Origin of the sequence: Anoxybacillus dikiliensis (genome assembly GCF_050613275.1) — a bacterium.
Lineage (GTDB): Bacteria > Bacillota > Bacilli > Bacillales > Anoxybacillaceae > Anoxybacillus.
This window is the reverse complement of record NZ_CP187112.1, coordinates 504,362-519,802: the sequence shown is the minus strand read 5'-3', so window position 1 is coordinate 519,802 and position 15,441 is coordinate 504,362. Positions and strand designations below refer to the sequence as shown.

Sequence of the window (15,441 nt, the reverse complement as noted above, 5' to 3'; positions counted from 1 at the left end):
AAACTTCATTGAACTGTACAAACTTATTTAAAACGACCATTTCTTGTTTTGAGCAGCAAATCAATCGACCGATTGTGCTCGTTGTAAACAACTCATTCATTTTTTCGAACTGCTCGTCAGAAGATGTAAAATATTTCTTTTATAAAAATGAATCTATGATTAAACGACATATTTTTAGTATGTCAGAAACGACTATAGTACATTACGATTCAATGGCATGGATCGTTTATCCTATTCAAACAGACACAAACCATAGTTCTGTCCGTCTGCTTATTTCTCATCCATACCATTCAAACAATCATATGTACGTCGAATGCTTAATTGACATACTTGCGCTTATCGTTCAAAAAAAATATAGCGAGCAACAACTCGCCCAAGAAATTGAACAACTATCAGAGAGAGAAAGACAAATATTTTTCCTTTTACTAAAAGGATACAGCAATCAAGAAATTGCAGACGAACTTGTTTTAACTCATATTTCGCACCTTGGTAGGGCGGAACAAAAGGATTTTTTATTCAGTTTTTTAGAATAACTTTTAAACCAACACCAAAAGCGATGGTATCCTTTTTTTACCATCGTTGGTCGTTCTTTATCCCATTAGACGTAAATGCTCTCGTCCATCCCTAATCCTTGCAGAATCCTTCGCTGCTCGTACGTGAGCGGTTGACCTAACGCGCGTTGAATTCGTCCATCCGGCAGTTCCAACAGGACGACTCTGACATACCAAAACAATTGAAAAATCGCTTGTCCGGTCGGTCGGGTCAGTTTCCGGCCTCCCGCGCCCTTTAATGGGTGTTCCGGGGTGATGAACTGACGCACCCGGCGCTGGAAGACGCGGTAAATCGCCAAGGCCAACAGAAACAAATAGCCCAATACCGCGACCCGTTCCGGTTTTTTTACGTAAATCTCATCCGTAAAGAACGGGTCTTTCAAGAAAGAGAAGTTCATTTCCACCGAGATTTGGCCTTTATACAACTTCAAGATCTCTTTCGCATCCATCGGTTGACCTTTCCATTCCTCCGGAACGGTCGTGACAAGGACAAACCGGGACGCTTTCCGTCTCGCCTGTTCCCACGCATCTTGGTCGAATTCCACGTTCAAGCGAAGGGCGTACAGCGTTTCCATGTCCGGTTCCGCCCCTTTTTTCGGACGTCCGCGCCGTTTTTTCGGACGCACGATCGCTTCGACCGACGCCTCGACGCGATGGAACCGGAGACGAAGGGACGCCTTTAGAGACGCTAGGGCTTGTTCGGCGTCTTCCCGGCACGAAAACAGACGGCTTTCCCACTGGGTTTGTTTCTGCCGAAGAAGCTCTGCTTCTTGGTTTCGCTCTTTTTCGAGCGTCTTTCCTTTTCGTTGGTCGAGCGCGCTGGATTCAACGACGATCAACCGGACCGAATGACCTTCGTACGTCGATGTCGTTTCCCACACCCGGTAGGTGGCTCCGTTTTTCTCCGCTAAGGAGAACGAATCGCTCCACGGCGTGTCTTGGGCATCAGCTTTAGCCAGCGCGGTTTTGACGATCCGGAGCGAAGAAGAGCCTCTTGTGATCAAAAAGGCGTTGGCGGCCTTCGTTTGCGCCAGTGTGTCTTTCGTCATGGCGGCAGAATCGGCAACATAAATCCATTCATCTTCGATCTTCGCCTGCTTCAGCTGTTTCTGCACACGGGACAACACCTCGGGATTCCACGTCTTATCCGGCAGGTTGCCGTCGTGTACATCGCCATAAAACGGGATGCCATCCTCGTTGCCAATCAGCCCAAATCCGATCTGCTTTTGCCAACGATGATGCCGGTTGTAGCCATGCGTAATCTGCAAGGCATCCGGCGAGGCCGATTCATACGTACCGTAAACCGATACATCGGTCGTATCGGCATGGAACACCCGAAGAGGGATTCCTTCTTTCTTGTAAATTTGCACAAGACAGGCGGAAAGAACCGCGTGGATATTGGCGTCGTACAGTCGATCGAGATGGCGCGCGATGGCATCGTCGTTGAACCAAGAGGGGGAAAGCCCTGGTCGGATCAGCTTAGGCAAATCGATGTCATGCGCCCATCGTTCCAAATGAACGAGTGCTTGCCGACCGCTCAAGATATCCAAGGTAAGCAGCCAGACAACGTCGCTGGCTCGAGTTTGGCATTGAGAGTCCACGGGAACGAGACGATCAATCAACCGAGGGAGGCCAAGATCCTTGAAAATGGTGCTTATTATATTCAAATAAGAACTTTCATAAATGGCACGGATTTGAACGCTCATGATATAGAAACTCCTTTGCTTTCCTTGTGTTTCAAAGATTCATTCGACATGAAGATAAAAAAATCCTCCCGATTTTTGTCGAGAGGGCGCGAAATGTGAGTTTTAAGCAAACATACGATTAAAAATCATATTAACCATGTGTTTCAAAAACTGGACGTCAAACGTCGTTCGCAGTTAATTGCAAAGTTCAGTCATCTTTTATAATTTGGGGGAGCGTTATGGATATTTTTGTGGGAAGACAGCCTATTTTTAACAAAAATTACGAAGTCGTCGCTTACGAGTTGTTTTACCGAAGTGGGGAAAAAAACTTTTATAACGCGTTGGATGGAAATACAGCAACAATGGACGTGCTAATCAATAGCTTTATGAACATTGGAATTGACAAGTTAACGAACGGAACGCGGTGTTTCATTAACTTCACAGAAACGTTATTAAAAAAGCGAATTCCGTTTCATTTCCCAAAAAATTTAATCGTCGTTGAAATACTTGAAACGATTCCATATTCATATGAGCTCTTACAAATTTGCAAAGAGTTAAAAAAAGAAGGGTATATCATCGCGTTAGACGATTTTATTTTTTCAGAACAATACATCCCTTTATTTCCTTACATTGATATTATTAAAGTCGATTTTTCTCGTTCTAATTATTGTAAACTATACGATTCCATCATAAAATCTCATCATATTCATTTGCTTGCAGAAAAAATCGAGACGAGCGAGCAGTTGGCAGAAGCAACGCGTGACGGATTTACATACTTCCAAGGATATTTTTTCAGTAAACCAATCGTCGTGAAAGGGAAATCACTTCCAAAAATATCGTACGCTTCTCATTTCTCTTTGTTAAAGCAATTAAATAAAAATGAATTGAACTTTGAAGAACTTGTTGAAGCGATTGAGCGCGATCCTTCATTGACTTATCGCTTACTCAAAACAGTAAATTCTTTTTTTCTATCCTCTTCTTTGAAAATTAAATCCATTCGTCATGCGGCGATTTTGCTTGGAACAAATTACTTGAAAAGCTGGCTCACTGTTCTCACATTTCAACAGCCGAATGAGCCGTTTAAAAATGAGGTGATTGTCAACAGCCTACTAAGAGCAAAAACACTTGAACAACTTGCTTATCTTATTGGTTTAGATGATGAAAAAGAGATACTGTTTTTTATGGGCATCTGTTCTTCCTTGCATCTACTACTAGATCGGCCTTTGCATGACGTATTGGAAGAGCTGCATGTCGATGAAAACATTCAACAAGCATTAGAAGGACGGCATCCGCTGTATTCTCCCTTGTTTGAACTCGTTCTCTCGCTTGAAACAAACAATACTGAGCAAACGCAGCAATGGGCGAACGTGCTAAACATTCCTATCGCCGAAGCATTCGCTATCTATCAAAAAAGCATCGAATGGATCGTGCAAATGCAAAAGTTTAGTCCGTTTTCTTAAAGTAGAAGATGGCTTCTCATCCTTCAGCTTGTCGACAAGGTCGACAAGCTGAAGCTTCTTTTATTTCACCCTAAATTTATTCATCATATTTGTTAGCTCATCAGCTAACTGTTCGACTTGCTTCGCTTGTTCAAAAATTTGTTGGGCTGCTGCCGCTTGTTGTTCTGTCGCTGCACTAACTTCTTCAATGCTTGCCGAGGCTTCTTCCGTGACAGCTGCGACATCTTGCATATGTTCGACGATCGTTTGTCCATCATTTTGGACTGTTCGAATACGTGTCATCACTTGACCGCTTATTTCGTTAGCATTTGTCAAATTCTGTGCAATATGCTGGAATGCTTGTTTCGCTTCACTCACTCGTTCAAAAGCAAGATTCGCCACTTTACTGCCTTCTGTCACAATCACGATTGCTTGCTCTGTATCGCTATATGTTTGCTGGATCATTTGCGCGATTTTATCAGTTGCTTTCTCCGTTTCTTCTGCTAGTTTTCTCACTTCTCCCGCAACAACAGCAAAACCTCTCCCTGCTTCTCCCGCTCTTGCTGCTTCAATTGAAGCATTCAATGCTAATAAATTCGTTTGCGATGTAATATGACTAATCACATGAACAATTTCCCTCACTTCTTTTGAACGTTCGCCTAATCGTTTCATTGCTTCGACTGCATCGCTTGAATGTTTAGTTGCGGACATCATCGCTTCGCTCATCGTATGAAGAATCGTTTCTCCTTGTATCGACACTTGCTTTGCTTCTGCCATCGCTTTTTCCATATTTTCAGCTTCTTCAATTAATCGCTGTAATTCGTTCATCATGCGATTGACTCGTTCGGTTACATCTTGAACAGAATGTGCAATTGCTGTTGAGCCATGAGCCATTTCGCTCATCGTCACTGCCACTTGGTTTGTTGTTTGCTTCGTTTCATCACTAGCCACAACAAACGTTTGAGCATATTGACGAAGCTGCTCAGCTGAATCATGTAACTGCTGTAGCATATGTCGCATATGATGGACCATTTGTTGAAAATATTGTCCGAGCTGTCCTACTTCGTCTTCGCTTCGATGGTCAATCGTTACCGTTAAGTCACCGCTCGCTACTTCTTTCGTTAATTGGCTTAATTTTTGCAACGGACGGACGAGTCGTGAAGCAAATAAAACGATGATAACAACCGCAAATAACACAACAACCCCAGCCGTAACAAACGATAAAACAGCTAAATAATATAACTTTTCTGTCGCCTCATCGACAGGCACAGTAAGCACAATCCCCCATCCTGTCGACTCAACCGGGGCGTAGAAGGCGTATTTTTTTACCCCTTCAAATTCATATATCCCCATTCCTTTTTTCCCATCTAACGCCCGTCTTAACAATGAAACGAGTTGATCATTTTTTTCTTTCAATAAGTTTTTCTCTAATACGTATTCTTTTTTCGGATGCGCAATTAGCACTCCGTCTTGCTGAATTAAGTACCCATATCCCGTTTTCCCAACATCAACGTGAGTAACTAAGTTTGTTATTTCTTCTGTTTTTACTGTCCCTAATAGTACGCCAATAATTTCTCCCTTTTCACGAATAGGAGAAGCAATGACAATGACTTTCTCACCAGTCGCACGTGAAACGATGACATCAGAAATGGACGTTTTCCCTTTTAAAGCTTCTTGAAAGTATAGGCGATCACCAATGGATAATTCTTTTCCATTCGCATACGCCTTTCCATTCCGATCAGCAACAGCAATAAGCTCAAATGTTGACCACGTTTTTTGGATATGAGCAAGCCTTGTCCCGTTTTTTTGTAGCTCAACAACATCCCATCCGCCTTCACTGCTCAATCCTTCAATCAATTTTTTATGATCGATAATCCACTGGTTGACCGCTGTTTGCAGTCGTCCAAGCTCCACTTGAGCCGTCTGTTCAAATTGATCCTCTAAAAACTGTTTTGCTTTTTGATGGTTCAAATATGCCACTAAAAATAAAGAAATAATGACAAGCGGCATAATCACTAACAGTAGCTTTCCCCTAATACTTTTCATAAGCTTCCCCCTGACAAACAAATGTTTTATATATGTATTATCATAAATAAAATAAGTATGTAATAAAAGTAGGTAATTTTGACGATTATGATACATTTTAAATAAAATACTTATCCCTATTATTATATATTGAAGAATCAACATCTTTCGACAATAATAGACATATATTCTATGTTTCTATACAAGAGGGGGGACGGAAGAAGTGGAAGAAAAAATGCGCTTGCCACATGCTCTTTTGTCAAATGAACAGTTGCTATTTCATATGATGGATCAATTGTTTGATATCGTTTTTTTAATGAAAGTCGAAAAAGGACCGCGGTTTCGCTACGTGCGCGTCAGTCCGACATCCCTCCATTTAGCGAATTTACGCGAAGAAGATATAGGAAAATATATTGAAGATGTATATGATGAAGAAATGTCAAATCTTTTAAACTTTCAATATATAAGAGCATGTAAAACAAAATCGCTCGTCACTTTTCGAGCTCGGATGAATGTAAAAGATGACATACGTTTTGCGGAATCTACGTTAATTCCTCTTTTGAACGAAAAAAATGAAGTATCATATATCGTTGCATGCACGCGTGAAATTACCGATATGCTAAAAAAAGAAGAACAGCTAGAAGAAGCACAACAATTCATTGACTCTTTATTTACCTACTCGCAAGAAGCTTTTATTTTATTCGATTTATTCGGACATATTATTCGCGTCAACGAAAAAACAGAGCGTTTATTTGGACTGCAACAAAAAGACATTGTCGGGAAAACGCTTTTCGACGTCATTCCTGTATATAAAGAAAATATCGATCAAACGTTGCAACGATTAAGCGAAGGAAAGCCGTTACATGCCATTCGCCTAACGATGAAAGCGAAAAACGGTGAGACGATATACGTTTCTGTAAACGCGTCTCCTTTATTCAACAAAGACGGAGACATTATCGCAGGCTTTGCTAGCCTTTTAAATATCACGGATCTCATCCTAACACAAAAACAATTAAAACAAAGCGAAAAATTGCATCGTCATGTCGTGGAAACCTTTCCCGAGGCGATTATTATTTGTACAGATCAACAAATTACGTACGCGAATGCAGTCGCCCTCCGTATGTTCAAAGCATCAACGATCGAAGACGTACGAAACAAACCAGTCCAGCAATTGATTCATACCGTCTCGGAGCCAACCATCACAGCAATCGACGGCGAAACAATCCCTGTACAAATCGACATCCTCCCGTTCCCGTACGAAACAAACGGGACTGAACTGATGATCATTAAACCGAGCGAACCGATCGCTGTACATGAAAAAAACAAAGTATATATAGATCGAACGGAGTTTATGGAAAAGCTAACCGATCTTCTTTTTACGCACGAAGGCGTCGCCGTTCTGTTAGTTGATATACATCAATTTAAATTTATCAATAGCTTTCTCGGCTATGAAAACGGTGACGAGGTATTAAAACAAGTAAGTATGCGCCTTTACAACATGATGAACCCAAAAGCGATTTGGACGCGAATAACTGGCGATCAATTCGCAATTGCCCTTTCGTACGAAAGCCAAGAAGAAGTAAAGCAGTTCTCCAACATGATAAAAGAAATGCTCATCGAGCCATACCCGATCGCTCAACAACAAATTCGCATCGGCATTCATATCGGGATAAGCTACGCATATGACGCCCAATTATGTGCGGAAACGTTATTGAGCAACGCCGAAAAAGCGCTATATTTTGCGAAAATGGAAGGAACGAATATCATCAAGCGATACGAACCGCATATGTCAGACGCTTTTGCCCGAAAAATTCAGCTTGAAAACGCCCTTCCGTCAGCAGTGAAAAATGGAGAACTTTTTTTACTTTATCAGCCAAAAATCAATTTTTACGCACGTTCGTTTAGTGTCGAAGCGCTCGTTCGTTGGAAACACCCTCAATTTGGCTTTGTGAGCCCCGCCGAATTTATTCCAATGGCGGAAGAAACGGACGTCATTCACGACATCGGTAAATGGGTGTTGCGCCAAGCGTGTCGCGATCTTTCACTTTTGCGCCAACATCCAACAGACAATATGAAAATCGCTGTCAACTTATCTGCCAAACAATTGCTAGACGAACAACTGTTTGAAGATATTCAACATATTTTACAAGAAGAAGGTTGCGACGCCTCTTGTTTTATATTTGAAATTACCGAAACAACAATGATTAAAAACCCTGAACATGTCGCAAAAACGTTAGAACGTTTAAAATAGCTCGGCTTTTCGATTGCCGTAGACGACTTTGGCGTCAGCTATTCGTCCCTTGAATATTTAAATCGCTTCCCGATCGATGAAGTGAAAATCGATCGCTCGTTTATTCAAAACATAATAAACAATGAAAAAAGCAAAGAAATTGTCAGCGCCATTATTTCCTTGGCGCACAATCTAGGGTTAACCGTGACAGCTGAAGGGGTTGAAACGGAACAACAAGCGCAATTTTTAATCGAAAAGCAGTGCGAACAATTACAAGGTTTTTACTTTAGCCGACCGGTATCGCTCGAACAACTGCCAAACACGATCGCATCATTACAACAAATCGTTCACACATTAAAATCCCCGATGTAACTCGGGGATTTTTTATGCAAGCACGGCGCGATCGCTCGCAAACTGGCTGCCGCGAATGCGTTGAAACTCTTGCAAAAGCTTTTCAACCGTCAGCTTTTTCTTTTCTTCTCCACTCGCCTCGAAAATGATTTGCCCCCCGTCCATCATAATTAAACGATTCCCTAATTGAACAGCTTGTTCCATATTGTGCGTCACCATTAATGTCGTCAGACGATTTGTTTCAACAATTTGTTTCGTTAAGTGTGTAATTAGCTTTGCGCGCGCAGGGTCTAACGCCGCGGTATGTTCATCCAAAAGAAGCACGTGCGGTTGCGTAAACGTCGCCATTAAAAGCGACAACGCTTGCCGTTCTCCGCCAGATAACAAGCCGACTTTTGCATGGAGACGGTTTTCTAATCCAAGCTGAAGCGTAGCGAGCGTTTCTTTAAAAAGTTCGCGCCGCTTTTTCGTCACACCGAAACGAAGGGTTCGTTTTACTGTTCGGTTATAAGCGATCGCCAAATTTTCTTCAATCGTCATATTTGGCGCAGTTCCTGCCATCGGGTCTTGGAAAACGCGACCGATATAACGCGCTCGGTCATGTTCGCTCATCGTCGTAACGTCCTTCCCGTCAATCATAACTTCTCCTGTATCTGGAGCCAATCTTCCTGAAATAATGTTCATTAACGTCGATTTCCCCGCTCCGTTGCTGCCGATAATCGTAACGAAATCTCCCGGCTGAAGCGAAAGTTCAATATGTTTTAACGCCACTTTTTCATCGAGCGTTCCTTCGTTAAACACTTTCGTAATCTGCTTGAGTTGAAGCAACGGCTGCACCCCGCTTTCTCGCTTTCCGCTGTTTTTCGGCACGCGCTGCCACCATTTGCGGAACGACGAGCGCTAAAATGACAATCATCGCTGTAATGAGCTTCACATCGCCCGTCTCTAAAAATTGGACACGTAACGCCAAAGTAATAACGATGCGATAGATGATCGCTCCCAAAATAACAGCCAACGTCGCCCGTACGATCGTTTTCGCGCCAAACAGCGCTTCCCCGATAATGACCGACGCTAAACCGATGACGATCATGCCGATCCCCATGCCGATATCGCTAAAGCCGCTATATTGCGCAATCAATGCACCTGAAAACGCGACGAGCGCGTTTGACAAGCCGAGACCGATCATCGTTAAACGGTCGGTATTTCCTGAAAAACTAGCAATCATTTTCTTATTGTCGCCGACCGCTCGCAACGCTAACCCGATTTCCGTTTTTAAAAACAAATCAATAACAACTTTCACGATCAATATTAACAACGTTCCAAAAACAACAACCGCCCACGTTTTCGGAACGAACGGAACGATCGCCGCCAGCGCTTGATCCATTCGTTGAAATTGAGCTGTCATCATCGTCATCACAGTTTCTTGCTGCAAAAGAGGAATGTTCGGTTTCCCCATAATGCGCAAGTTGATTGAATATAAAGCGATCATCATTAAAATGCCGGACAACAACGGATTAATTTTTCCTTTCGTATGCAAAAGACCGGTTGCGCACCCTGCTAAAAAGCCAGCGCCAAGCGCCGCAAGCGATGCAACAAACGGATTAACACCGCCGACGATGAGAACGGAAGCGACTGCCGCTCCCGTCACAAAACTTCCGTCCACCGTCAAATCAGGAAAATCTAAAACGCGAAACGATATATACACACCGAGTGCCATAAGCGCATATAACAATCCTGCTTCAACTGAGCTAAACAATGCTGTAATCATACGATCCATCCTTTGTTTTATTCAATAAATTCCGCCATGCTATCCCATTCGCTTCTCCATTCCACACCCATCTCTTGCGCTGCTTTTTTATTAATAACAAGCTTCAACTTTTGCGGATATTGCACTGGAAGTTCGGACGGTTTTTTCTTTCCTTCTAAAATGTCAGCTGCCATCACGCCTGCTTCATAACCGATATCGTAGTAGTCGAAGCCGTACGCCGCAAAACCACCACGTTTTACCGAGTCTAACTCACCAACGAAAAGCGGTACATTTTGATCATTCGCCACTTGAATGACCGACTCAAGCGCTGAAACGACCGTATTGTCCGTAATGACGTAAAAACAATCGACTTTGCCAACTAACGATTCCGCTGCTTGTTTCACTTCTGCCGATGTCGACACCGAAACAGGTACAATCGTTAAATCCGTCCCTTCCATCGCTTTTTTCACCGCATCAATTTGCGCAACCGAGTTTTGCTCGCCCGCATTGTAAATCATTCCAACGCGATTGCCATTGACAAATTGGTCAATAAACTGCACCGTTTTTGGAATGGCATCTGGATGCGTATCTGTCGTCCCTGTTACATTGCCACCCGGATTTTCCATCGATTGCACGAGCTTTGCTCCAACTGGATCGGTTACAGACGTGAAAACGATCGGAATATCTTTCGTCGCATTTAATGCACCAAGCGCGCTCGGTGTGGAATTAGCGAAAATTAAATCGACTCCATCCGCGACGAAATTGTTTGCAATCGTTTGATTATTGTTCATATCCCCTTGCGCAATTTGCACATCGTATTCGACTTTTAATCCTTTCTCTTCAAGCGCCTTTTTAAATCCATTAAACGCCGCATCAAGCGACGGATGTTCAACAATTTGCGTCACACCGATTTTATATGTTTTCTCCTCGCTTTTTTCTGTTGTCGTTTTTTCTCCAGCACATCCCGCTAGCACACTTCCTGCAAGCAACAATGCTCCACACATATTCAACCACTTCATTTTTATCCCCCTCACTTTTCCGCTGTTTCGCTTTTATGCGTTAAATTATACAAATATATTTTCTAAATATCAAGTAAATTCTTAAAACTTTTATAAAAAAATAAAACGGTGCTTATTGTGCACCGCTTTGAGAGACGACCTGTTCTTTTAACGCTCGTCTTAAAATTTTTCCCGTCGTATTTTTTGGCAATTCATCTAAAAATTCAATTGAACTTGGCACTTTATATTTCGCTAAATGCTCGCTGCAATACGCGATAAGCTGCTGTTCGGTCAACTGTTTATTTTTGCTCACAACATAACATTTCACCGCTTCGCCAAAATTCGGATCAGGGACGCCAATGACAGCCGCTTCAACAACATCTGGATGGCTGTACAACACTTCTTCCACTTCACGCGGATATACGTTATACCCACCGACAATAATCATATCTTTTTTCCGATCGACAATATAAAAATATCCTTCCTCATCCATTTTTGCTAAGTCGCCCGTATATAGCCAACCGTCTCGAATCGTATGCGCCGTTTCTTCCGGCATTTTATAATATCCTTTCATCACGTTCGGTCCGCGCACAATCAGTTCTCCGACTTCACCAACAGGCACTTCTTCTCCTAATTCATTGACGATTTTATTTTCGACGTTTATAATGCTCGTTCCAATCGAGCCCGGTTTGCGCGGACGATCGAGCGGATTAAAACATGTAACTGGCGACGCTTCTGAAAGTCCATACCCTTCAGAAACGATCACTTGAAACTTTTTCTCGAAATTTTTCAATAACGCAACAGGCATAGATGCCCCACCAGAAATGCATAGACGCACATGCGCAAAATCTTCCGCTTTTCCGTCTGGATATTGATATAAAAAGTTGTACATCGTCGGCACTCCAGCAAAAACGGTCGCCTTTTGCTCGCTTGCAATTCGGAATACGTCTCCGGGACTAAACTTCGGAAGAATAAGCACCGTTCCGCCGTTCATAAGCGGTGCATTGAGCGCCACCGTTAAACAAAAGACATGAAACATCGGCAACGTCGCAATGACGCGGTCGTCTTCGTTTATTTTTAAGTAATCGGCCACATCTTGAGCGTTGCTGTAAAGGTTTTTATGCGTCAACATCGCCCCTTTCGGTTTTCCCGTCGTCCCCGATGTGTATAAAATAACTGCTACATCGTCATCATGGAGCGCCGGACCGAAAAACGGAACTTCACCTGTCGCTAACACCGTTGCAAACGATTTCATTTTTTCAGGCAAAACGATGCCATGTTCTTTTCCTTGCGGCGTTTCGCAAATAATGATATGCTCGACGCTCGGTAAGCGTCCGTCAAGCTTCATCAATGTCGGAATGACGAGATCGAGCGCAATGACTACTTTCACATCGCCGTTTGTTAAAATGTAATGAATTTCATCGGGCGTATAAATCGGATTAATTGGAATGACCGTCGCCCCGACGCGCATCGCCCCGTACAAACTGACGACAAAATATGGCGAATTGCCTAATAACAACGCCACATGATCCCCTTTGTTTACCCCAAGCTTCGCGAGTCCGCTCGCAAACTTCATAACTGCTCCGTTCAACTCGCCATACGTCGCCTCAGTTTTTTCAAACACGTATGCTCGCTTGTCCGGCTTTTGTGATGCGATTTGTTCTAACCGTGAAACTAAATTCATTTTCTCCCCACCCCTCTTAATGAATGAATAGTCATTCATTTTAAAATTAAAAAAATTCTAAATGTATTATATTTTAAAATAAAAAAACAAGCAAGTAGGACATTGTCGTGCAAACGATCACGTCTCGCTTCTCCTAGGTGGGTAAAAAAAGAAAACGGGGGCTCTCCCCGTTAAAATGACAATGAGCGCATTTGGCTATCGGTTGCCCGCAGCAATTCTCCCCACGTTTCATATCCACGCAGCCGAAATTGTTGTAACAGCTCCACAAATAAATACGCAGTCGTTAGCGCATCACCGATGGCGGAGTGACGTTCATACATACGTGTACCGAACGCTTGGGCATATCGCTCTAAATCGCGCATATCATATGACGGTGCAATAAAACCAATTAAATCGAGCGTATCGATAAACGTCGGCTTGCGAAATTTCATTTTTTCGCGGCGCAATTCGTGTTTCATCACAAACAAATCAAACGAAACGTAATGTCCGACAAAACAGACCGTTCGTTTTTGCTGAACGAAATCGAAAAACTGTTGCAGCGCTTCAATCGCTATCGGTGCATGCTCTACTTTTTCTTCCGTAATATTCGTTAACTCCACAATCACTTGCGGAATGTCGCGACATGGGTTGACGTACGTATGAAATGTTTCGTTTTCAAGCACTGTCGTCCCCTTCACTTGCACCGCACCAATTTCAATGAGACGATCAGCCGTTGCAACGTTAAAGCCTGTCGTTTCTGTATCAAATACTGTAAAGATGATGTCATCAATCGGTGTTGATAACGGGATGTTGTCGTTTAACTTGTAGTCAATCGTCTTTCGTAAAAAAAACATGACCATCCCCCCTAAAAATGAGAAAATAATTGCGCCTGCAATTGCTTTAACGTTTTTAAACTTAAGATAAGTTCATCTTTTTCTCTTGTCGTCATCGTTGTAAACGATAAGACGGACGACGATTGTTTATTCGCCTTATAATGATTCCATTTATGGCGAATGTAAATAGCTAGCACGTTTTCGGCCGCTTTTTGTACATCTTTCGCAAATGCAGGAGACAATACTTGCTTTTCTTTTAGCTTCTCAATTCGCTCAAACGGTGTGCCAGATACGATCCCATGAATGAGTCCTAAAATTTGTATGCTATGATGATATGGAAATAACACTTCTTTTTTCATATCGATTGTTTTTCGTTCAAGCCCGAAAATAGAGCGAATCGGACGATCGAGCGTCGGAATTTCATTTTGCTTTTCCATCTCAACAAGCCGAAAAAGGAAAATTTTAGAACGACTTAATTGCTCACGAATTTGTTTTTCAAACGCACGATGCAAGTCGATATCCCCATATACAAACCGATACGAGAAAAAGTTTTGTGCTAACAACAAATTGTCATTCGTCGCGTGAATCATCCATTCGCGCAATCGGTCTTTCCACGTTTCAAGCGAACCGCGCCACGCCTTTTCACTCGCCATCATTTTTCCTTTGCATCGTTCATAACCAGCTTTCTCCATAACACGCACAATCGCCTCACCGAGCTTCGCAAAATACGCAGCATGCTCGTCGCTTTCGTACACGAGGAAATGGTCTTGATCCGTCAGTAAAAACTGCTCTCTCCGACCGCTTGATCCCATTTGGTAAAAAGCGAAACGGCACGGAGGATTTCCGACTTCTTGTATCGCCAACGATAAACAACGGAAGACGAGTCGATCATACAGTTTCGTAATCGTATTTAAACATTGAGCAATCGGTACTTGATCGCGCAACATCGTCGCCAACAACTCGTAAATCGCAATTTTCATTTTTGATAACGTACGTTCATCCGCATGATCAATTTGTTGAATCGTGCGCATCATGCTTTCATTTTTCTTTCGCATTAAATCTGAAAACGTCACAATCCCTTCTACTTTTCCGTCGTCGACAACAGGTAAATGTTTCACCCCACGCTCAATCATCATGGCAAGCGCATCGTAATAATACGCGAATCGTGAAATCGTCGCGACATGTTTTGTCATCACTCGTTCAACAGCCGTGTCATATGGAAGCGACTGTCCAAGCACTCGTTCAACAAGATCCGTTTCCGTTAAAATACCACATAACTGTTTGTCATTCGTCACAACGATCGAACTAACGTGAGTCGCCGCCATTTTTTTCGCTGCTTCTTGTACCGTTGCGTTGGGTGGCAAAGTGATGACATCTCGAACCATTAAATCTTGCACTGGGACGACAAACGATGTGGAATCGCCAAATTTGCGCGCTTGTTTGACTTGTTCAGCGAGCGACACATATACGTCTTTTAATCGGATGCACGCCTGCGCAAGCAAATAGTCATGGACATTCGGGTCATCCCATAACCGCGTTAACACAGAAAACGGCATGACAAGCACTTCGCATCGTTCCGCCGCCCGTACAGCAACGAGTTCTTCTTTTCCTTCGCTTTTCGATACACCTAAAAAATGAGCTAAGCTTGAAAATCCGATGATTCCACCTTTTTGTACAACTTCAAGCACTTCATCATATCCTTCGTGCTCGACGTACACTTCCGCCACCCCATCAAGCAACAAAACAAGCCCTTTGCGCCGCTCATTTTTCCCTAAAATAAGATCGTCTTTTTCAAACGTCTTTCGTTCACATTCACCCATAAGCTGTTCAATTTCACGTTGTGGCACCCCCCGAAATAATGGATGCATTCATATCCCCTCCCTTATAAAAACGGCATCTGTATACACAGATGCCTTGAC

The 15,441-nt window shown here is 42.8% G+C and carries 10 protein-coding genes and 2 pseudogenes; 4 read left to right on the top strand and 8 right to left on the bottom strand.

Going from position 1 to position 15,441, the window contains the following annotated elements:
* Positions 1–8: 8 nt before the first annotated feature.
* Positions 9–533, top strand: coding sequence for a LuxR C-terminal-related transcriptional regulator (locus ACPF7I_RS02860; protein WP_430744945.1), 525 nt, complete (start codon positions 9–11; stop codon positions 531–533).
* 65 nt (positions 534–598) lie between these two features.
* Here the strand turns inward: ACPF7I_RS02860 and ACPF7I_RS02855 are convergent, their stop codons facing one another.
* A complete protein-coding gene (locus tag ACPF7I_RS02855; protein ID WP_430744739.1) occupies positions 599–2,257 on the bottom strand; it encodes an IS1634 family transposase in 1,659 nt (552 codons plus the stop codon).
* Between the two features lie 114 nt (positions 2,258–2,371).
* Between ACPF7I_RS02855 and ACPF7I_RS02850 the strand changes: the two are divergent.
* Positions 2,372–2,461 (top strand): annotated as a pseudogene (locus ACPF7I_RS02850) (response regulator transcription factor); the annotation flags it as partial.
* Between the two features lie 14 nt (positions 2,462–2,475).
* Positions 2,476–3,696, top strand: a complete 1,221-nt coding sequence (locus tag ACPF7I_RS02845; protein WP_430744947.1) for an EAL and HDOD domain-containing protein — start codon at positions 2,476–2,478, stop codon at positions 3,694–3,696.
* 60 nt (positions 3,697–3,756) lie between these two features.
* Here ACPF7I_RS02845 and ACPF7I_RS02840 read toward each other — a convergent pair whose 3' ends face one another.
* Complete coding sequence (locus tag ACPF7I_RS02840; RefSeq protein WP_430744949.1) at positions 3,757–5,721, bottom strand: methyl-accepting chemotaxis protein; 1,965 nt, start codon at positions 5,719–5,721, stop codon at positions 3,757–3,759.
* 214 nt (positions 5,722–5,935) lie between these two features.
* On the opposite strand from ACPF7I_RS02840, the pseudogene ACPF7I_RS02835 reads away from it, so the two are divergent.
* Positions 5,936–8,302 (top strand): annotated as a pseudogene (locus ACPF7I_RS02835) (EAL domain-containing protein).
* 12 nt (positions 8,303–8,314) lie between these two features.
* Here the strand turns inward: ACPF7I_RS02835 and ACPF7I_RS02830 are convergent.
* The 6 genes from ACPF7I_RS02830 to ACPF7I_RS02805 all read right to left on the bottom strand — a co-directional run bounded on the left by ACPF7I_RS02830 (position 8,315) and on the right by ACPF7I_RS02805 (position 15,390).
* Positions 8,315–9,109, bottom strand: a complete 795-nt coding sequence (locus ACPF7I_RS02830) for an ABC transporter ATP-binding protein (protein WP_430745994.1) — start codon at positions 9,107–9,109, stop codon at positions 8,315–8,317.
* Entirely contained in the window at positions 9,075–10,049 is a 975-nt protein-coding gene (locus ACPF7I_RS02825) for an ABC transporter permease (protein ID WP_430744950.1), read from the bottom strand. The genes ACPF7I_RS02830 and ACPF7I_RS02825 overlap by 35 nt, the downstream gene beginning before the upstream one ends.
* A 17-nt stretch (positions 10,050–10,066) precedes the next feature.
* Positions 10,067–11,047 carry an ABC transporter substrate-binding protein gene (locus ACPF7I_RS02820; RefSeq protein ID WP_430744951.1) on the bottom strand — a complete coding sequence of 327 codons (981 nt, stop codon included), beginning with the start codon at positions 11,045–11,047 and terminating at the stop codon, positions 10,067–10,069.
* A 112-nt stretch (positions 11,048–11,159) separates the two neighbouring features.
* Positions 11,160–12,710, bottom strand: a complete 1,551-nt coding sequence (locus ACPF7I_RS02815) for a fatty acid--CoA ligase family protein (protein ID WP_430744953.1) — start codon at positions 12,708–12,710, stop codon at positions 11,160–11,162.
* A gap of 170 nt (positions 12,711–12,880) precedes the next feature.
* On the bottom strand, positions 12,881–13,543 hold the full coding sequence (locus tag ACPF7I_RS02810) for a 3'-5' exonuclease (protein ID WP_430744954.1): 663 nt from the start codon (positions 13,541–13,543) through the stop codon (positions 12,881–12,883).
* A gap of 11 nt (positions 13,544–13,554) precedes the next feature.
* Entirely contained in the window at positions 13,555–15,390 is a 1,836-nt protein-coding gene (locus tag ACPF7I_RS02805; protein ID WP_430744956.1) for a DUF294 nucleotidyltransferase-like domain-containing protein, read from the bottom strand.
* Positions 15,391–15,441 lie beyond the last annotated feature (51 nt).

Coding starts and splice junctions, on each gene's coding strand:
- ACPF7I_RS02810 (WP_430744954.1), bottom strand. CDS start 13,543: ATGTTTTTTTTACGAAAGACGATTGACTACAAGTTAAACGACAACATC.
- ACPF7I_RS02845 (WP_430744947.1), top strand. CDS start 2,476: ATGGATATTTTTGTGGGAAGACAGCCTATTTTTAACAAAAATTACGAA.
- ACPF7I_RS02840 (WP_430744949.1), bottom strand. CDS start 5,721: ATGAAAAGTATTAGGGGAAAGCTACTGTTAGTGATTATGCCGCTTGTC.
- ACPF7I_RS02825 (WP_430744950.1), bottom strand. CDS start 10,049: ATGATTACAGCATTGTTTAGCTCAGTTGAAGCAGGATTGTTATATGCG.
- ACPF7I_RS02815 (WP_430744953.1), bottom strand. CDS start 12,710: ATGAATTTAGTTTCACGGTTAGAACAAATCGCATCACAAAAGCCGGAC.
- ACPF7I_RS02855 (WP_430744739.1), bottom strand. CDS start 2,257: ATGAGCGTTCAAATCCGTGCCATTTATGAAAGTTCTTATTTGAATATA.
- ACPF7I_RS02805 (WP_430744956.1), bottom strand. CDS start 15,390: ATGCATCCATTATTTCGGGGGGTGCCACAACGTGAAATTGAACAGCTT.
- ACPF7I_RS02820 (WP_430744951.1), bottom strand. CDS start 11,047: ATGAAGTGGTTGAATATGTGTGGAGCATTGTTGCTTGCAGGAAGTGTG.